General features: G+C 53.1%; 16 protein-coding genes. 4 read left to right on the forward strand and 12 right to left on the reverse strand.

The window, feature by feature from the left end; translation table 11 throughout:
• Positions 1-216: 216 nt before the first annotated feature.
• From ADS46_RS02655 to ADS46_RS02675, 5 genes are all read right to left on the reverse strand, one after another.
• A complete protein-coding gene (locus ADS46_RS02655; protein ID WP_066315952.1) occupies positions 217-1,443 on the reverse strand; it encodes a metal-dependent hydrolase family protein in 1,227 nt (408 codons plus the stop codon).
• Between the two features lie 26 nt (positions 1,444-1,469).
• Positions 1,470-2,777 carry a TRAP transporter large permease gene (locus tag ADS46_RS02660; protein ID WP_066315954.1) on the reverse strand — a complete coding sequence of 436 codons (1,308 nt, stop codon included), beginning with the start codon at positions 2,775-2,777 and terminating at the stop codon, positions 1,470-1,472.
• Between the two features lie 10 nt (positions 2,778-2,787).
• The gene (locus ADS46_RS02665; protein WP_066315956.1) at positions 2,788-3,288 is read right to left on the reverse strand and encodes a TRAP transporter small permease; all 501 of its coding nucleotides are present in this window, start codon (positions 3,286-3,288) and stop codon (positions 2,788-2,790) included.
• Positions 3,285-3,914 carry a TetR/AcrR family transcriptional regulator gene (locus tag ADS46_RS02670; protein WP_066315959.1) on the reverse strand — a complete coding sequence of 210 codons (630 nt, stop codon included), beginning with the start codon at positions 3,912-3,914 and terminating at the stop codon, positions 3,285-3,287. Before ADS46_RS02670 ends, ADS46_RS02665 begins: the two co-directional genes overlap by 4 nt.
• A gap of 61 nt (positions 3,915-3,975) precedes the next feature.
• Complete coding sequence (locus ADS46_RS02675; RefSeq protein ID WP_066315961.1) at positions 3,976-5,112, reverse strand: C4-dicarboxylate TRAP transporter substrate-binding protein; 1,137 nt, start codon at positions 5,110-5,112, stop codon at positions 3,976-3,978.
• Between the two features lie 173 nt (positions 5,113-5,285).
• Here ADS46_RS02675 and ADS46_RS02680 point away from each other — a divergent pair, with 173 nt between their 5' ends.
• The 3 genes from ADS46_RS02680 (at position 5,286) to ADS46_RS02690 (ending at position 8,441) form a co-directional block, all read left to right on the forward strand.
• Positions 5,286-6,008, forward strand: coding sequence for an AzlC family ABC transporter permease (locus ADS46_RS02680; protein ID WP_066315962.1), 723 nt, complete (start codon positions 5,286-5,288; stop codon positions 6,006-6,008).
• A complete protein-coding gene (locus ADS46_RS02685) occupies positions 6,005-6,316 on the forward strand; it encodes an AzlD family protein (RefSeq protein ID WP_066315964.1) in 312 nt (103 codons plus the stop codon). Before ADS46_RS02680 ends, ADS46_RS02685 begins: the two co-directional genes overlap by 4 nt.
• 970 nt (positions 6,317-7,286) lie before the next feature.
• Positions 7,287-8,441 carry a glycosyltransferase gene (locus tag ADS46_RS02690; RefSeq protein WP_066315970.1) on the forward strand — a complete coding sequence of 385 codons (1,155 nt, stop codon included), beginning with the start codon at positions 7,287-7,289 and terminating at the stop codon, positions 8,439-8,441.
• Between the two features lie 268 nt (positions 8,442-8,709).
• On the opposite strand, the gene ADS46_RS02695 is transcribed toward ADS46_RS02690, so the two are convergent.
• The gene (locus ADS46_RS02695) at positions 8,710-9,759 is read right to left on the reverse strand and encodes a glycosyltransferase family 4 protein (protein ID WP_066315973.1); all 1,050 of its coding nucleotides are present in this window, start codon (positions 9,757-9,759) and stop codon (positions 8,710-8,712) included.
• A gap of 1,115 nt (positions 9,760-10,874) precedes the next feature.
• Between ADS46_RS02695 and ADS46_RS02700 the strand changes: the two genes are divergently transcribed.
• Positions 10,875-12,233: an O-antigen ligase family protein gene (locus ADS46_RS02700; RefSeq protein WP_082925943.1), complete on the forward strand. Its 1,359-nt coding sequence runs from the start codon at positions 10,875-10,877 to the stop codon at positions 12,231-12,233.
• A gap of 135 nt (positions 12,234-12,368) precedes the next feature.
• Here the strand turns inward: ADS46_RS02700 and ADS46_RS02705 are convergent, their stop codons facing one another.
• From ADS46_RS02705 to ADS46_RS02730, 6 genes are all read right to left on the reverse strand, one after another.
• Entirely contained in the window at positions 12,369-13,784 is a 1,416-nt protein-coding gene (locus ADS46_RS02705; RefSeq protein ID WP_082925944.1) for an MBL fold metallo-hydrolase, read from the reverse strand.
• A gap of 201 nt (positions 13,785-13,985) precedes the next feature.
• Positions 13,986-15,977, reverse strand: coding sequence for a polysaccharide biosynthesis protein (locus ADS46_RS02710; protein WP_066315979.1), 1,992 nt, complete (start codon positions 15,975-15,977; stop codon positions 13,986-13,988).
• 21 nt (positions 15,978-15,998) lie between these two features.
• A complete protein-coding gene (locus ADS46_RS02715; RefSeq protein ID WP_066315982.1) occupies positions 15,999-17,165 on the reverse strand; it encodes a nucleotide sugar dehydrogenase in 1,167 nt (388 codons plus the stop codon).
• Between the two features lie 21 nt (positions 17,166-17,186).
• Positions 17,187-18,182, reverse strand: coding sequence for an NAD-dependent epimerase (locus ADS46_RS02720; RefSeq protein WP_066315984.1), 996 nt, complete (start codon positions 18,180-18,182; stop codon positions 17,187-17,189).
• 27 nt (positions 18,183-18,209) lie between these two features.
• Complete coding sequence (locus tag ADS46_RS02725; RefSeq protein WP_066316057.1) at positions 18,210-18,758, reverse strand: sugar transferase; 549 nt, start codon at positions 18,756-18,758, stop codon at positions 18,210-18,212.
• Positions 18,755-19,705, reverse strand: coding sequence for a UDP-glucose 4-epimerase family protein (locus tag ADS46_RS02730; protein WP_066315986.1), 951 nt, complete (start codon positions 19,703-19,705; stop codon positions 18,755-18,757). The genes ADS46_RS02725 and ADS46_RS02730 overlap by 4 nt, the downstream gene beginning before the upstream one ends.
• Between the last annotated feature and the right edge of the window lie 2 nt (positions 19,706-19,707).

The following is a 19,707-nucleotide window of genomic DNA, read 5'->3' on the forward strand; positions in this document are numbered from 1 at the left end:
CGAATGGGCCATGAAGCGGAGATACCCGCCCCATGCAGGTGGGTCGCGCAGGAGCCCAATTCATTGGGCGATCAGGAAGGATCAAGCCACCAAAACGAGCCCCCGGAAAAGCCCTGTATCGACAAAGACCGGAAGACGCATGGTCGCCAGCACGGGACGAAAGAGGCCTTACAGGGCCTCTTCAGTCCACATCACAACGTTCACTACAGCGTATTATTACAGCGTGTTTTTATAGAAGGCACCGTCTTTCATGATAAGCATCAATTGTTCATCCGGCTGGGTCAGCACATTGATGTCATCCAACGGATTGTCCTTGAGGACAATGATATCGCCGCGGGCGCCTGGAATAATCTCGCCAAAATCGCCAACGTAATCAAAGGCATCAGCGGCATTGCAGGTGGCGGTACGGATCAACTCGTCGGTTGGCACCACATCCTTGCGCAGATGAAATTCATTGAGCTGATGACGCTGCATTCGGCCCAGCAAATCCGTGCCGAATAGCATCTTGACGCCATGGCGTTGTGCCATTTCCAGCGCCTTACCGCCCGCATCAAGAACATCAAACACCTTGCGCTGCAAGTGCTCCGCCATACCAGCCTCAACGCCTTCCTTGGCCAAGGCATCATAGGTGGCAAGCGTTGGCGTCAGGTAGGCGTCGTGCTTGATGAACAAACGGCAGCTCTCTTCATCCATCAGGTTCCCGTGCTCAATGGTTTTGACGCCCCGGGGAATCAGCCGGTTGATGGCGCGTGCCGTGTAGGCATGGGCCATGGTGTGGATATTGGCCGCCGTTGCTTCCTCGACGATCGCGTCGATTTCCTCGATGGAAAACTGGGTGCTATCGATACGATCCGTGGGCGAAGACACACCGCCGGACGCCATGATCTTGATCTGGGTGGCGCCCTTGCGGATCTCGTCTCGTGCAGCTCGACGCACTTCGCTGACACCGTCGCAAACCCGGCCCAGGCCAGAGCAGCAGAAGCAGCCTTCGAAGGTTTGCTGCCCCGGCCCGCGCATATCGGCATGACCGCCGGTCTGGGAAAGCGCATTGCCAGCGTACATGATGCGCGGCCCCACCAAAGCCCCTTCATCGACCGCCTTCGCCAGGCCGTAATCCGCACCACCGGCGTCGCGCACGGTGGTAAAGCCGCGCATCAGCATATCTTCCAGCAGCTCACTCGACTTGGCGCCGACATAAAACGGCGAAAGCGTTTCAAGCAAGGCAAAATTGGGCGTGATGGCCGTCACATGAACATGGGAATCAACCAGCCCTGGCATCAGGAAGTGCCCACGGACATCGACGACCTGGTCATCGTCGCCCTCTAAGGGGGATTCACTAACCGCAACGATACGGCCCTCTTGTACACGCACCTGCTGGTTGGCGAGTACCTTCCCGTTACGCGTATCAATCACATTGGCGTTAATAAAACGAGTCGATTTCATTGGAATTCCTTTTGATAGAGCGAGCGTTAAAACATTTTTTGTGGGAGATAAAGTGACAGTGCCGGGATCAGCACGATCAGCAACAGGGCAATAACGTCCATGACGATGAACCAGCTTACGCCCCTGAAGACTTCAGAAAGAGTGACGCTTTTACCCAGCGCGCCCTTGATGACATACACATTCAGCCCGATAGGCGGCGTCACCAGCCCCACCTCGAGCAGCTTGACGACGATGATCCCGAACCAGATCAAGTTGAGATCGGCCCCTTCGACCAGCGGCAGGATCAGCGGCAGCGTAAGCAACAACAGGCCGATGGAATCAATGAACATCCCCAGCACGAGATAGATCAGCGCCACCGCGAGAATGATCCACCACGTCTCGGTGCTGACTCCCAGAATCAGCTCGGAGAAGGCAGCGGGCACCCCACTCATGGCGAGAAAGCGAGTGAAAAACAGCGAGCCAATCAGGATAATGAAGATACTCGCAGTGCTCACCGCCGTGCTGACCAGCGCCTCCTTGATCGCCTCCATGGTCAGAGTGCGTCGCGAAAAGGCGATGACGGCCGCGATAGTAGTGCCCACCGCGCCAGCTTCGGTCGGCGAGAAAACACCCAGAAAAATCCCGCCCAGCACGGAGCCAATCAGCAGGGGTAACGGCCAGATATCTTTAAAGGCATCCCATTTCTCGTCCCAGGTGGAACGCACGTCAACATCACCGGCCAAGCTCGGGTTAAGCTTGGTCCGCACCATGATCATGACGATATAGAGCAGAGCCGAGACCACCCCCGGAATAAACCCGGCCATGAACAGCTGGCCCACCGAAACTTGAGCGTAAACACCGTAGAGCACCAACAGCACGCTGGGAGGAATCAAGGAGCCCAGGGTGCCTGACGCCGCCACGGTACCTGTCGCCAGCCCCTTGTCGTAGTGGTGCTTGAGCATCTCCGGTACAGCAATGCGCGACATGGCCGCGGACGTCGCGACGCTGGAGCCAGAAGCGGCAGCAAAGAAGGCAGATGCCATCACACTGGAGACGGCCAAACCACCCGGCAATCGAGCCAGGTAAAGCCGCATGGCATGGAACAGCCCCTGGGTCATTCGGGTGCTGGTACACAAGTAGCCCATGAACAGGAACATGGGCGCGGCCGTCAGCTCCCAGGTGCCCGCAAAGTCGAACGGTGTGGCGGAAATCATGCCCCAGGCCACCCGCATGTTGGTCAACTCGCTGATGCCGATGATCGATACGAGCCCCAGGGCGACGCCAATGGGCACACGCAGGGCGATCAGGGCCAAGGCGATGGCAATGCCTGCCACGCCTATTTCGATATTACTCATGGGGGAACTCCTACAGGGCTCGGCGTAGACGCAGCGCCTTGATCATATTGGCGATGATGGCCAGGCACATGGCGGCAAAGCCAACCGGTAACGCCCAGCGGCTAGGCCAGAGATAGAACTGGAAATTCGCCATGGCAGTTTCCAGTCTTATTGTGGCCTCTAAAGCATCGAGATAACTCTGGTAGCAGAGCATGCCGAAATAGATCAGGCCGAGCGAACTGGCAAACAGGTAAAGCACTAGCTGCAAGGAAGGAGGAAGCCTGCCGGCGAGCACGTCGACACTGATGTGCTCCTGCTGGAGCTCGACATAGGCAAGCGGAAGGAAGACCACCGCGACCATATAGTAGAAAGAAACAAATTCCAGCGTCCCCGCAAACGACTTCCCGAACACGTATCGAAGCGCTACGTCCAGCGAGACATGCAACGCCATCAGTATCAAGAAGAGCGTAGCCAGCACCAGAGCGCTTTTGGCAAACCAGTAGCTCAGAGACTCGAAGCGCTTGATGATCATGCGGGCTCACTCCTCGTCGAATCTGAGGCAGAAAAACCCAGTTTCAGAAGCGTCTCTTTCCAGAAAATCAGCATGTCCCTGTAGAGCTCAGGGTCATCACGCCATATGCTCTGAGCCCCCATGCCGCGCATCATGCACAGGGTGGCATTGAGAGCGACCCGGTTCTGATGTGACGTGTGTTCCGAGCTGGAAACCAACTGCTCCCAGATCTTCTCCAACGAGTCATTGAACCTTGCGGCAAGCGGCACCAGTGCACTCATGATGTCGGGATCGGTGCGCGCATTGGTGAGGAACTCCAGGGTCACCATGTACATGTCCCCCTTGAAATGCTCATGCAAGGCCTTCAACAGGCTGTCGAAGTTCATCCTGCCTTCGCTGACGCCTATCGCCATCTCCCGGACGCTTTCAACCTCGCGGTTGAGCAAATCCTCGAGCGCAGCCTGCATCAACAAGGTTTTAGACGGGTAGTGATGAACCAACGCGCCGCGAGAAACCCCGGCCTGACGCGCAACATCAACGGTCGAGGTCGCACGAATGCCCTTGGCAAGAATGCATTCGATCGTTGCCTGCGTGACCCGGGTCTGGGTTTGGTGTGAGCGTTCTTCCTGGTTCTGTCGCTTTGTCATGGCGAACCCTTCCCTATCTCGGCCATGGCCGCCTCATTGAGGCGGCCTTGCGGCTTGAGGATTAATAAATACCGTAGTCTGCAGGAAGTTTGTCGAAGATTTCTTCCATGGCCAATTCCGCTAACGCCTCTTCGTCCTCGCGGTCAACCTCACTGATCAAGGCTTCCCACTTGTCATAGGTGGCCAGGAAGTCATCGATCAGCGCTTCAGGGTCTTCGACGCCGTATTGATCACGGGCCTTGTCGTAGACGTTTTCCAGCGCTTCATCGCGGAACGTTTCCACCGACGCCATCAGGTCGTCTTCCGGCTCGTAAATATTGTTGCCGTTGGCTTCGGCCTCTTCCATGGCGGCTTCAGCCGCGCCGATGTATTGAACCACCATGCGCGTCATGGCCTTGGCGCTTGCTTCCTTGAAAACTTCACGCTGCTCATCGCTGAGGTCAGCCCAGAAACCCGCGTTGAAGCCCCACTGAGGGCCGGACCAATACATACCGGTAGGCAGAAGAGTGGTGTGTTCGGCGACCTCCCACAGCGAGCGATCCACCAGATCGTTGACCGCATTGGTCGCACAATCCAGTGAGCCGCGGTCGAGACCGCTGTACATCTCGCTGGAAGGCACATTGACCGGCGTGCCCCCCGCTTCCTCGACCCACGCAGACACCGTGGAACCGGCCGTGCGGATACGTTTGCCACTCAGTTCCTCAAGGTTGCGAACGGGCTCACGACACATCAACACATAGGGCGGGGTGTTGTAGGCGCCCAGGTAGACGATACCCAATTCTTCCCACTCGGCAAGTTGCGTGGGATTGTTCAGGCTGAAGTCGGTAACGGCCAGAACACTGATCAACGGGTCAGAATAGTTGAACCCCAGTTCCTGCACGGCATTGGCTACCGGCATTTCGGAAGGCGTGTAAATAGCCGCATGATGAGCGACTTGGGCAATATTGTCCTGGATCCCCTGCAGGCTGGCACGGGGGGCTAGCAGCACCGTCCCGGTATACACCTCGGGTTGAAGTTCACCATCGGAAAGCTCTTTCACCGTCTCAGCCCACTCGATGTAACCATAGCGAGAGAAAGGGTGCTGTTGGTCATAGAAGGAATTGGCAATGAAGGAAGTCGATGCGTGTGCTGAAGCCACGTAGGCAGGCAGCGCCAGAGCGGCAACGACAAGCGGTAGCGTATTGCGAGTAACGTTCATACAGTTTCCCCGGCCGAGTTAATCGACAGTTTGTTGCTATTATCTTGCTGTATATAAGGCGGCACCTAGCGGATTGGCGAGTGCACGTTATTCAAGGTAGACTTCAAGAAACAAAAAAACAAGCAGGTCTGTTTGTTTTTATCATGACCTGCCGTTTTGAGAAAGGTTACGCGATGAATTCAAAGGAAAACCCGACTCGGCTCGATAGAACGGGCACCTGGAAAGGGATACGCCTGATGCTGCCGCTGGCCGCTTTCACGGTGGCGTTTGGCTTGGCATTCGGCGTCGCGGCCGTGCATCAGGGGCTGGCCGACTGGGAAGCGATGCTGATGAGCCTTTTTGTGTTTGCCGCCCCCTCGCAGTTTGCGGCCCTGGAGCTGTGGCACTCGCCCCTGCCCCTGCTGGCGTTGGCCGCGATCACCCTGGCCATCCATACCCGGCATATGCTGATGAGTGCAGCGCTCTACCCCTGGCTCAAACCACTACCGCGACGTCAGCAATTCGCCATGGTGATCCTGCTCACCGACTCGAACTGGGCCATGGCCCTGGGGGAATATCACCGGGGTGAGCGTAACCTGGGCGTTCTGCTGGGGGGAGGGATCGCGCTATGGAGCGCTTGGGTGGTAGGCACCGCCATCGGGCTGGTCTTTGGTGGCGGGATCACCGAGCCAGAACGGTTCGGTCTTGACGTGATCATGCTCTGCTTTCTGCTCATGATCGTGGTAGGAGGAAAGCCCCAGGCGATCATGGCCATCCCCTGGCTGGCGGCCGCCATCAGCGCCATGATGGCGTACTGGTGGCTGCCCCCCTATCTGCACGTGATGGTAGGCGCCCTGACGGGGGGAGTGGTCGCCGTGCTGTTGCCCGGTCGCTGGTTCAGGGGCGCCAGCTCATGAGTTCGCTGCAAATCTGGCAATCGTTATTGGCGATCTCATTAATGGCCCTGATCGCCTACGGCTCCAGGGTCCTGGGCCTGTTGATCATGGCCACCGTGCCTTTAAGCCCCCTGGTGCGGCGCTTCGTCGATGCCATGTCGAGTTCGGTACTGATTGCCGTGATAACGCCCATGATCGTGCATGGCGACGGTGGCGCGCGGCTTGCGGCCGTGGCCGCCGGGGCGGTGGCCATTGGCCTGCGAAGCCCGCTGGCGTCAATTGCGGTGGGGATAACCTGCGCAGCATCCTGGCGGTGGTGGTTTTCCTGATAGGCTCGGGTATGGGCCAATGCCGTGCGCCATTCAGACAACAGCCACCTTGCCGCTTACAGATTGAGCTCAGCGCAGCAACTAGGAGGCCGTCAGCCGACGACGTCGTCGAACCTTGGGCTGCTTGAGCACCCGACGCATACGCTCAGGCCAAGATAATGACGACATCAATGTCTTTCTATCGATGGGCCATGGGGTATGGCTTGAATAAGCGATGAAGTCTTCCTGGAACGGATGAACACATGTTGGGTGCCACGGTTTAACAGCGCCGATAAAGTGTACGATCCGCGGGTCGCGAACAGCCGTTTCAAGTGAGGCCTGGTGCTTGTACAGATGCGGATAATGCTTTTTAACCGCCCTATAAGCGGTTGGTGAAGATCTGACTGCTAGTGCGCCTCGGCCCGACGTAATGAGGGGAAGGTGGAAGTGTGTCTGAACGACGGGAAATGGTTAAAAAGTAGGCCATTTAACCCCTTCCAGTATGCTTTTAACGGCCTGGGTGCGGTACTGACTGAAGTGTATGAGAAATCCGAACTAAAATATCAGAAATTACGCCATAGCCCACTTAACTCGTTGCGACACGGCCTGTGAAGCAATCCTTGCTGAACACCAGAAACACGGTTGCAAGCAGGTAATCAGGCGGATAATATTCCAGGCATACCTAACCATTCTAGTGATTCATTAAGTAACATAACCCGTTGACCAACATTGATTTTATCATCACAACACCTTATGCGGGCTTGTTTCTTGTAAGTTGGCTCTAGGGCACGCTAGCAGATAGCACTTGCAACTGCCGCTCTCAGCCTGATGACTTGCTAACGCCCTGGCACCTGTTCTCAAGGATATCTTTCACATCTGTACTGCTATATCCGAGACACACACTGTACTGATCGAAAACCGGCACTGTGGTCAGTCACTCCTAATACAACCCTATTATGCAACCTCCGCTACACCAAAAGGATTCACCTTCATGAAGGTATTGATTGTCGTTCGTACGTTAAAAATTGGTGGGATGGAACGAGTAGCGGTGAACCTTGCAGACAGCTTTGCAGAACAGGGACATGAGAGCCACTTGATGTATTTCAAGTCGCGCCCACCCCAGTTGGAACCGAGCAATGAACGCGTCAATGTTCATCATTTCGAGCTTTCACGTGCCATGTGGACATCAGGTATAGGCGGCGTCATCGAGATCGCCGCACGCCTGCTCAATAGCATGCTACGCAAAAGCTATTTTTTATTATCTGGCTGGTGGGGCGGAAAACTGTTTCAACGCGAAATACGCCGCCTGGAGCGCCAATACGGCGCTTTTGACCGGATTATCTTTCGCGGTATCGGTACCTTCGAAACAGTTTGGTCTTTCCAGGACACGCGCGCCTGTTACGTTCTGGAAAATATCGTCAAGCCAACCTTAGGCCACGATGCCTGGCTGGAACAACTGAAAGCACGCTGCCTATTTCATAATAAACATCTAATTACCGTTTCTCACGGGGTCGAAAAACAAATAGCGACGACAATGCAGGCGCTAAAGGTAGAGCCTTTATCATTGAGAACCATCACAAATCCATGCCCTTTGGCCGCCATCCAGCAGGCCATGAAAGATGACTTCCCGGAGCGACCCAATTTCCCTTATTTACTCAACGTGGCCCGTTTAGTACCGCAAAAGAACCATGACCTCTTGCTGAGGGCGTATGCCAAAATGAAAACAACCCTCCCGCTTGTGATTGTCGGCGAGGGGCCATTACGCAAAGAACTTGAGGCGCTTTCCATTGAGCTTGGAATTGCTGAGAACGTTATTTTTGCGGGCCGCCAATTAAATCCTTACCCATGGATGCACCATGCTCGTTTATTTATTCTGAGCTCGGCACATGAAGGGCTTGGTATCGTACTGTTCGAAGCGCTGGCCTGCCAAACTCCCATTGTTTCAGTCGATTGCCCAGGTGGGGTACGTGATATCATGACCGGTGAGTTGGAAGCTTACCTGTGTGAAATGACACCAGAGGCGTTAGCAGCCCGTGTTGATGGCATTCTTGACGCTGACGGCTACCCTATTGATGAACGTTGGCTGGAACGCTTTTCTCCGGCAAGAATTACTTCTGCCTTTTTGCAGAAGATCAATGTTTCATGATGCTGATCGGGCTGGCAATCTTTCACCTATGGCGAGTAACCCTCTTGAGTCATATTCTGGCGGTAACACCATGATCGTAAAAGAGAGAAATACTCGCCATCTCGTTTTTAGGACTCCCGATGAATTAGGCGTATTCCTGATCAAGGCCGCTCATCGCCCTGATTCGCAAAAAACATCTAGTAAATTGACTACAATGCCTTCTACGCCTCACCTTCAAGCAATTGACATAATATAGCTCTATTGAATATAACCTCAGCACTCATGGTACTTATGATTCTGATAACGGCCTCAGTGACCCAATCACTGAAAGAGTTCTTTGGGAATAATCCTGATCAGTATAGCGCAAACTTTCAAAGCCACATTGCTGTAACTTTTGGTAACAGCCTTGATCACTCATTAATCGTTTAATTGTCTCAACGAAGGGTGTCAATGCTGGCGTTTCCATCAAAAATTGTTGATAGTCATCTAATAAGATCTCACTAGCACCGACCAAGCGGGATGTCACTACCGGAATCCCCATTGCTAGGGCCTCAGGAATCACCATTCCAAATTCCTCAAAGCGCGCTGGGTAAACAAACAAGTCCAACGCACTGAGCCAAAATTCAGGATGACTGCATTTGGGCTTATGGATCAATTGACCGCTCCGAACAAGCTCATGGGACTGGTACTCATCTGGTATACTATCACCACCTAGCAGAAAAAAAGCGTATTCGGATTGAGGCAATTGCCCACAGATATCTAGAAATAAATCTAAACCGCGTTTTTTAAAGTTACCAGAAGTTATGTAACCAATCAGCTTTATATCAGGCGCCACGCCTAATTTTTTGCGTGCATCTTCTCGAAAAACAATCCTTTTATCAACATTAAATCTTTCTTTATCATAAGACGGATAAACAACACTGATGCGTTCTTCTGCAACCCCCTCATTCCTGAGTACTTTTTTAACTAAAAATGAATTGGCAATTACATGACTTTTAGTATCAGCTATCGCATTATCAGTTAGGTCATTAGCAAGATTTTCTTCAGTCAACTGTGCCCGACCTTGCCCCACGTTATGAACAAAATTCACGTCTGCATTTTTCACAACGCCCGAATGATCAATTATAAATGAATCTTTATCTGGCAAGACTAAAATATTGGATTTTAGACGTGTTTTACGAGCCCACAAGCCAGTTGAAAGAAAAAACTTAAAACGTTTCTTCTCACAATAAACTTGGCAGGCGTGATTTTGCTTCTTTAACTCATGAGCCTGAAGCTTGATTAATTGTCCCGCTCCACTAGTAATAGATAAGCGAGATCGAAATAACACGTACTTCATAATCCACGACACCTTAATCCGAGAGATAAGACATTATTTTAACAGGCCTGTGCCATAGACAGGGCTGGGGCTTAGATAGCTAATAAAATATTTTTTATATTCTAACTAACAGCCACCTTTGGTGCTAGCACGGATTTCTCATAGCACTTCAGGCGGTATCGCATCCGAGCTGTAGCACTTCTAACAACCTATTGGAGCGGGTTAAATGGCCTACTTTTTAATCATTTCCTGTCGTCTTGGATTCAAGCTCACTTCACCCATTACGTCGGGCCGATGGCACACGAGTATTCAGGTCGGCATCAATCGGCTGACGAGAATCAGTCAACAAGTACTCTCGCTTAACGCCCAATGACTACCTCGTCGCAAGCCTGGTGACGGACTACACCTAGTTCAAGGCCGAGGCCTACCAGGAAGAAGGCGCGGGCATACTCAACCTTGAGCGTCAAAAAACCGTACCACAGAATCATGGGTGATGGGGCGCGTAGCGAATGGAGCCAACAGATCAATAATGCAATTGGCATCGACACAAGCCACAGTGCCGAGTAAGACCTGCTCGATATGAGCTGCTGGATATGAGCTGCTGGGAAAACCACTGGCAAGCACTTTGCACACAAAATTACCCCATCTCAGGCAATCCCATGATGAATTTGGCTGACGCCAGTGTAAATTCTGGTATCCTAGCGCCCTTTTTAATTGCCCGACCAATAGGATACGAACAGGTCTGCCGACAACCTCTAATAAGCGATAGAAAGCCCACATCGAATTGGTCCTTGCAGCCAGACAGGGGATGAGGGAGGAGGAATGGTGCAAGGCAGAAACACAAAATGCCTTCCGGTTACATTTCTTCAAATCTAGATGACAACAAGCAAACTTCTTGATGCCCCCTTACTCGGTACACCCGTCGTTATCCCAGTTGAGCGTTTAAAAACCATTTCTAAGGGACGACAAAGAAGCCCTCATAATAAGCCGGACTAAGCGATGACGACCTTCAAAATGCCACTGGCTGGCGTGCTGAACCTCGTGATCAATTTAATTAACGATTTCAAGGGACCTTGCAAGCTTAATGGTTAACGACAAATGGGTATCTAGTAGCTCGATCATGAAGGGAATACAGCATGAGGTTCAGTAATATCTGGGAGCGAGACCCCGCCTGGAAAAGCCCTGACATTCTTTGGTGGTCAGGCGTATTGACCCTTGTGCTTTACGCAGGGTTCGCCGTTCTAATGCCTTCGGTCGGCAGCCCGGCCGAGACGCTTTGCGCTCTTCTCGGCCTGGGTGCGGTGCTGGCGTATGGGCGAAATATTCGCAACAGCGGGCCGCTGTGGCTACTATTGGCGGCGCTAGTCGTTCAAACAATTTCCTGGAGCCTGGCGGTATCGCACCACCCAGAATGGGCAGCAAGCAACCCCAAACTGGACCGACTAGCCAAGCTGTTTATCTTCATCGCCATCGCCTGGTTTCTGGGCGGCAGTACCCGCAACACCCTGCTGATATGGGGCTTGGCCTTTATAGGCTGGCTAATAGCTACGTTGGCATTTGGCAACGGGCTTGAAGAATGGCAGGCAGGTTTGCAGGGAAAACGGGCTGACTTGGGCTACCGTAACGCCCAGCACGGCTCCATGCTGTTTGGAGCGGCACTGCTAGGGCTCATCGTATTTACTCCGCGCTTCAGCCGGGTACAGGGTCGATTCGTTCCCTGGAGAATAACGGTATCACTGGTGCTGATCGGTATCTGCCTGACCGGCATTTCCATCGGCCAGACCCGGGCCGTTTGGCTGGGTTTAACGCTTGCCCTGCCGTTAGCGGTAGCACTGTGGTTGATTCGGGCGCTGTTACGCACGAAACACAACCCCGCACACTTAGCTAGGCAGCTGATGATCGTTGTCATTGGCTTGCTGATGGTTTTATTAGCAGTGTCCATCCTTTTTCAAGGTACCTTCAAGCATCGGCTGTCCCAAGAAAGTCCTGTGGTGGAAAAAATAATAGAGGGCGACGTTAGCGCCATACCCTACTCGAGTATCGGCATTCGCATTCATAGCTGGCGCGCCGCTCTAGAGTGGATCGAGGAACGTCCCCTGGTCGGCTGGGGAAGTGAAGGGCGTGGGTTGGTGATGGACCATACCCCTTGGCTCCCAACGGAAATTAAAGAGCGATTTGGCCACCTGCATAACTACTTTCTTGAAGTATGGGTAGCCTATGGGCTCTTGGGCATCTGCGTCATAGCAGCCCTTGCGTTTTGGGTAGGCCGAGGAACATGGTTGGCCTGGAAAGGCGGGGTAATACCGAATGATTTAGCACTGTTTGCCGTTGCCTTTTTTGTCTATTGGTTAACGGTCAATCAGTTTGAATCCTACAGCTCCTTCAGTTCGGGCGTCTATGTGCATAATATTGTGCTAGGAGGGATAGTCACTCATATTTGGCGCTGGCAACTCGAGAGTGGGAAACGCGTTTTCAAGCATCGGTGGTCAAGATAAGAATGGACTCCCCCTCGGACTCTATCCTGCCTTCGGCGCTATCGCGCTGGAGGCATTCCAATGTCCTCACATCACAAAGTGCGGATTGAGCTTTTCGCTCGGCATGGCGTAGGAAAGCAGCTCAGTTCAGCCAGGTCATTCATACACCGAAGGCAAGACGACATGCACCTGCCGACCGGCTTTTCGGGCCATGGCCTCAATGGCACCTTTCAATTTACGGCGGGCGTGGCCATCGCCGTGCACCAAGCGCACCTCACGCGGCCAGCGGCGCATGCGTTTGATAAAGTTGAGCAAATCGCGCTGCCCGGCGTGGGCTGAGTACCCGCTGATGGTGGTAATGCCTGCAAGAATGTCAATGCGCTCGCCATCAAGCTCGACCCAACCGCCCTCCGGCCCGTAGCGCTGAACATCCCGCCCTGGCGTACCAGCGCCCTGGTAGCCCACAAACAGCACCTGATGGCGGGGATCGCCGAGCATTGCCTTGAGGTAATTCACCACGCGCCCGCCTGCGCACATACCGCTGGCAGCAATCACCACCGCCGGTCGACCGCTCTCGGCCAGGTAACGGACGGTTTGCTCGTGGGTGGTGTGGTCATCCACCGTGTACACGTTCTCAAAACTCAACGGGTGCCGCCCAGAACGCAAACGGCGCTGGGCCTCGGCATCCCAAAACGGTTTTAACGAACGGTACACCTGGGTAAAGCGCGCCGCCAACGGCGAATCGACAATCACCTCCAACGAGCGCCAGTCGGAATCGGGTGAAGCCCCATGCATGATGGTTTCCAGCTCGTACAGCAATTCCTGGGTGCGGCCAATGCTAAATGCCGGAATGACCACCGTTCCCCGGTTAGTCAGCGCTTGCTCTATGGAGGCTTTCAACGCCTGGCCACGCGCCAGGCGGCCTTCATGGTTGCGGTTACCGTAGGTGGACTCCAACACCAGCAGATCCGCCTGATAGGGCGACTTCGGCGCAGGCAGCAGCGGCGTATGCGGTGCACCCAAATCGCCGGAAAACACCACCCGCTTCTTGTTGCCCTGGGCGGTATCGTTCAGCGCCACTTCCACGTAGCTGGAGCCCAGAATATGCCCTGCCCGCTTGAGCTTCACCCGCATGGTCAGCGCATCGTCCTCCACCACCGAGTGCCATTGCCCGTAAGGAATCGGCACCAACTGCGTTTGTAACCGGGCCTGAAACTGCTCGATCAACCGCGCATTGCGGGTAAAGCCAATCTTCAGGGCATCCTCAATCACCAGCGGCAGCAGCACGGCAGAAGGCTCGGAACATAGAATCGGTCCCTTGAAACCCGCCGCCAGCAAGTACGGTAAACGGCCCACATGATCAATATGGACGTGAGTAATCACCAGCGCTTTCACCGTGCTGATATCAAACCCCACCTCAAGCTGCGCCAGGCTATCTTCCTCGGCGTCTTCCCCCTGGAACAACCCACAGTCCACGAGTAGCGAGTGCTCACTGCTCGCGATCAACTGATGACAGCTACCGGTGACCCCACCCGCCCCACCGTGATGACGAATCTCTGGCCATGCCTCCATGCGTACCTCCTTATCAACAATCACTACATAAGAAACGTATCACACAAAAACAAAAACCGCCCCGAAGGAGCTCAATGAATTTGACGACCAAAAATCATCCCGCCAAAAACAAAATCGCCCAACAAGGCTGGCTCCCACGAAGCCCCGATAAAGCGGGTCTCGTAAGAGCTCAACTTGTTGAGCGATCAGCTATTTAAAAACTTAATGCCTAGCAGGCCTGGCCTCAGCCTCAGCCTCAGCCTCAGCCTCAGCTTTATGAACGATGTGCTGATAATTGGGCAAAAGATCGCATACATCACCGCTATGAGCGAAGCCGCTGACCCCCCGCTTTAGCACTGCGCAGGCGCGGTGGCTATCAAGATTTTGCTCCGCCTCAACCAGCTCTTTCAAAAGTGCGGATAACTCATGTCGCGGAAGAATTTCTTCATGGGCACGCAGTATCTTGGGGTGTAAGGTTCCCGCTACGTTGTCGCCAATCAATAGCTCCTCATAGAGCTTCTCACCGGGTCGTAGGCCACTGAAGACGACCTCTATATCGCCATCGGGGTTGTCGGCATCTTTCACCTCAAGGCCCGTCAGCTGAATCATCCGCTTTGCCAAGTCGACAATTTTCACCGAGTCGCCCATATCCAGCACGAACACATCTCCACCTTCCGCCATGGAGCCCGCCTGAATCACCAGCAACGCCGCCTCGGGGATGGTCATGAAATAGCGAGTGATCTCCGGATGTGTAACAGTGATGGGGCCGCCCTGCTCGATCTGGCGCCGAAACAAGGGCACGACTGAGCCACTGGAACCCAGTACATTACCAAAGCGGACCATGGAGAAGATGGTGCGGTGATTATCCTTCAAGGCATAGCGTGTGGCTAAGTCCTGCAATACCAGTTCGGCCATTCGCTTGGTCGCCCCCATCACATTAGTGGGGCGCACGGCTTTATCGGTAGAAATCAAGACGCAACGTTCAACACTTAGCTTGGCAGCACTTTCGGCAACGACCTGGGTTCCATGCACATTATTACGCACACCTTCGAGCACATTATTTTCCACAATCGGCACATGCTTGTAAGCCGCAGAATGATAGAGCGTCTGCACCCCATAATGACGAATAACCGCCTCTACACGATTACGATCACACACATTCCCCAGTAAAGGCACGATGGGGAACGCCTCGCCCATCTCGATGCGCAGCGTTTCAAGCTCTTGCTCAATGGCGTAAAGACCAAACTCACTGACTTCAAAAAGAATCACCGCCTTGGGCTTACCGCGCATTACCTGGCGGCACATTTCGCTGCCGATGGAACCACCCGCACCGGTGATCATTACCACTTTTTCGCGAATACTGGCATCAATCAACTTTTGCTGGGGGGGAACAGGATCGCGGCCCAACAAATCCTCAAGCTCAACCTCGCGAAGCTGATCAACGTTCGCCGTACCCGAAATGATCTCTGGCATGGAGGGCACGGTTTGCACCCGAACGGGGAAATCGGCCAATTGATCCAACGCATGTTTACGCTGCGCCTTGGTGGCGGTCGGCATGGCAAGCAGTACCCGCTTGATACCCAACCGCTCGACTAACTCCTTAAAGTTGGAAGGGTTATAAACCTTCACACCCTTGATGGTACTCCCCCAAAGCGCCGAATCATCATCCATGAAGGCGGCAACGTAGAACTCGCGCCCGCTGGAAAGAGCCAGTGCCAGTTGCGCCCCAGCCCCACCCGCTCCGTAAATGGCAACGGGCTCCTTCTCGGTATAATGTTTAATCAGCCAGTGATAATAACTTCGCACAATCAGGCGAGTACCACCAACATACACCAGGGTAACCAACGCAAAGTTAATCGGTACCGAACGAGGAAACTGTTGCCACTGGTAGAAATAAGCCGCCGCATACATCAGCATCGCCATCAGCAGCGACCCTTTGACCACCGCCCAAAGGGCCTGGGGCCCCATAAAACGGACAACGGCGCGATAAAGCCCTAGCCGCGCAAACACGAAAACGCCAACCGGCGGCACAATCAAAAACAGCCACCAGAAAGGTTCAATGTAGCGCTCTGGCCACCATTCAGCTAAACGCAGCGCGTAAGCCGACCACAGCGCCAACGGCAAGGCCACCAGATCAGCAGCTACCATGATGAAGCGTTTTTTACCACGGCTGAGCCCGGCGATGGAACGGTGCAAGTGTCCTGATTTCGTCATACGGGATCCTTCCGCTCGGGCTTAGTCGGTGCCAAACAAGTCGCGAGTATAGACCTTACTTCTCACATCTTCGAGTTCCGGCACCATCCGATTCGAAAGGATGACATCAGCCTCGGCCTTGAAAGCGTCAAGGTCTCGCAACACACGCGAACCAAAAAAGGTGTCGTCTTCCAATGCCGGTTCAAATACCACCACCTCAATGCCTTTCGCTTTGACGCGTTTCATCACCCCTTGCATAGCACTAGCGCGGAAGTTGTCTGAGCCGGTTTTCATGATCAGGCGATAAACACCCACGACCTTAGGTTGGCGCTTAATGATTTGCTCGGCGACAAAATCCTTACGCGTGCGATTGGCATCGACGATCGCTTGGATCATATTGTTGGGAACTTCATCGTAGTTCGCCAGCAGCTGCTTGGTATCTTTAGGCAAGCAATAACCGCCGTAGCCGAAGCTCGGATTGTTGTAGTGCTTGCCTATACGCGGATCAAGCCCTACCCCTTCAATGATCTGCCGGGCATCAAGCCCGTGGCTCTCTGCATAGCTATCCAATTCGTTGAAGTAGGCCACGCGCATGGCGAGATACGTATTGGCGAACAGTTTGATTGCCTCAGCCTCGGTGCTATTTGCGAATAGCACTGGCACGTCTTTTTCGATAGCTCCTTGCTTGAGTAAACTCGCAAACGTCTCAGCCCGTTCAGAGCGCTCACCAACGATGATGCGGGAGGGATGAAGGTTGTCGTATAGTGCCTTGCCTTCGCGAAGAAACTCAGGTGAGAAAATCAGGTTCTGCGTCCCAAAACGCTTGCTCGCCTCAGCGGTGTAGCCCACCGGCACCGTGGACTTAATCACCATGACTGCATCGGGGTTGATCTCAATAACATCCTGAATCACGGTTTCCACGCTTTGGGTGTTGAAATAATTGGTTGCTGGGTCGTAATCCGTCGGCGTGGCGATAATGACAAAATCTGCATGACGATACGCGGCCACTTTGTCCAGCGTGGCAGTAAAATTCAGGTCGCGGTTAGCCAGAAACTGACTAACTTCGTTATCTTGGATGGGCGAGTGTCTATCGTTCAGAAGCGCGACTTTTTCAGGCACGATATCGAGAGCGATGACATCATTATGCTGAGCAAGCAGCATGGCGTTGGAAAGACCTACATAGCCAGTGCCAGCAATGGCAATTTTCATCTTGCTTCCTTACGTTACAGCTTAAATTTTGTAGAAATCTCGATACCAGTTGACAAAGCGCGCAACACCTTCGTCGATGCCGACTTGCGGCCTATAGTTTGTAGCTTCAAACAGTGCCTCGGTATCAGCCCAAGTCCGCGGCACATCACCCGGTTGCATGGCGCGGAAGTCACACTTCGCTTCACAGCCGGTAGCTCTCTCAATAGCACGGATAAAATCCATCAATGCTACTGGGCGGCCATTGCCAATGTTATAAAGTGCATAGGGTGCTGTACTCGTATCGGGTGATGCCGTACTGCTACCTGGCTGTGGCACCAACTCTAAAACGCGAACCACGCCCTCAACGATGTCGTCGATATAAGTAAAGTCACGCTGCATATCGCCATAATTATTCACCTGAATTGACTCACCTGCTAACAAAGCCTGAGTAAACTTAAAAGGTGCCATGTCCGGACGCCCCCACGGACCGTACACAGTAAAAAAACGCAGGCCGGTAGTGGGCAACCCATATAAGTGAGAATACGTGTGCGACATCAGCTCATTGGCTTTTTTGGCAGCTGCATACAGGCTAATGGGGTGATCCACCGCATCATGAGTCGCAAACGGGACCTTATCGTTCATGCCGTATACAGAGCTAGATGAAGCATAAATCAAATGTTCCACCCGTTGACGGCGGCAACCCTCTAACACATTAAGATGGCCAACCAGGTTGGACTCAGCGTAAGCATGGGGGTTATCCAACGAATAACGTACGCCTGCCTGCGCGGCCAGGTGGATTACTCGGTCAAAACGCTCATCGGAAAAAAGCGACTCCATTCCCACTCGATCAGCCAAGTCAAGTCTTATGAAACGAACATCACTACACGCTTTCAGATCTGCTAACCGTGCCTGCTTAAGTGCGACATCGTAATAGTCATTAAGATTATCGATTCCGACGATTTCGTGTCCTTGACCTGAAAGACGTCTGGCCACCGCGTGGCCAATGAAGCCAGCCATACCGGTGATAAGGAGTTTCATAAATCAATTTTTCCTTGCTTGATAGTTCTAACGGATCCTGTCGCCCTTACCCTTGCCTAGAACGGTTTGAATGATATACGTGAAGTAGCCTTTTGTAGTGAGACTCTCCAGCATCTTTTGGTCGGTCTCGGCCAACAATTGAGGAGTAGACATATCAATATCGTTGATTTGCGCTAGGCCAGTAATACCCGGGCGTGCAGCCAGAACACCACGCTGTTCACGCTCGGCAATTAGCTCCTCCTGGTTAAACAAGCAAGGTCGTGGCCCCACTAGGCTCATTTCACCTTTCAGCACATTCCATAACTGAGGCAACTCATCCAGCTTGGTACGTCGCAGGAAACGCCCAAAAGGGGTTATCGCATTGGCACTCGCCAAATGGCTAGCCACCGAGGCGGTATCCTTCTTCATGGTGCGAAACTTCACCAGCGTGAACGCCCTTTTGTTACGCCCTACACGCTCCTGGCAGAAAACCGGAGAGCCAGTATCAAAAAAACCAATAACCATCAGAGCTAACAACACAGGGAAACCGAATAGTAAGCCAAGCAACGAAAAGAAAAAATCAAATAACCGAATCAACATTCATTCTCCGAAACAAAACAACGTCGCAGCCCTTCTTCCACCGTCAACGGCGGCTCCCAGCCCAATATCTTACGTGTTTTAGAAATATCCACCTGTAAGGAACCTAGCAAACGTTGCGCAACGGTTTGCTTACCCAACAGGCGAGCACCAAACATCAAAATACCCGCATGCACAGGAATCAAGCAGGCGGGCTTACCCATTGCCTGGGCAACGCCGCAAAATAATTCTGTAGTAGACACATCCTGACCATCACCGGCAAGGAACACCTGATTGGCGGCAGCGGGGTGATCAACGCATGTAATGATTAAATCAACCAGATTGTCCAAAGCCACCAGTGAACGCTTGTTGTGAATGGCACCCAAGGGCAGCGGCAGCCCTTTCTCAACTAACTTGATCATACTGGCAAAGTTCCCTTTCACCCCTGGCCCATACACTAGAGGGGCGCGAATGATGACAACCTCCATCTCTGTTTCAGAAGCAATCTCAAGCAAACCGTTCTCAGCTTCCAGCTTGGAAACACCATAGGGATCTTGAGGTGTTGGCACATTCTCAACGGTGAATGGTTTGCTCTTCGGAGTCTGTTCACCGTTAACCTTGATAGAACTGATATAAATAAAACGAGATACTCCCGCCTTCGCAGCCTGGAGGGCAAGATGAAGAGTACCTTCTACATTAACCTTGCGGTACTCTGCCAACGGGTCTGGCACTTCATCTTTCATGACATGCGCGCGAGCGGCAGCATGAATGACCACTTCCGGCTGACCACTCAAAGCACTGGACCAGTCCGTATCTGCATGAAGACCATCAACCAGAACTTCATGCCCATATTTAGCAGAGCCTGAACGCCTCACTGCACAAGTAAGCACATGGACTCCCTGGTCATTGATCTGATCAACAAGCCGCTTACCTACAAATCCTGTAGCCCCGGTTAATAAGATATTCACTT

The organism is Halomonas sp. G11 (genome assembly GCF_001663515.1).
Lineage (GTDB): Bacteria > Pseudomonadota > Gammaproteobacteria > Pseudomonadales > Halomonadaceae > Vreelandella.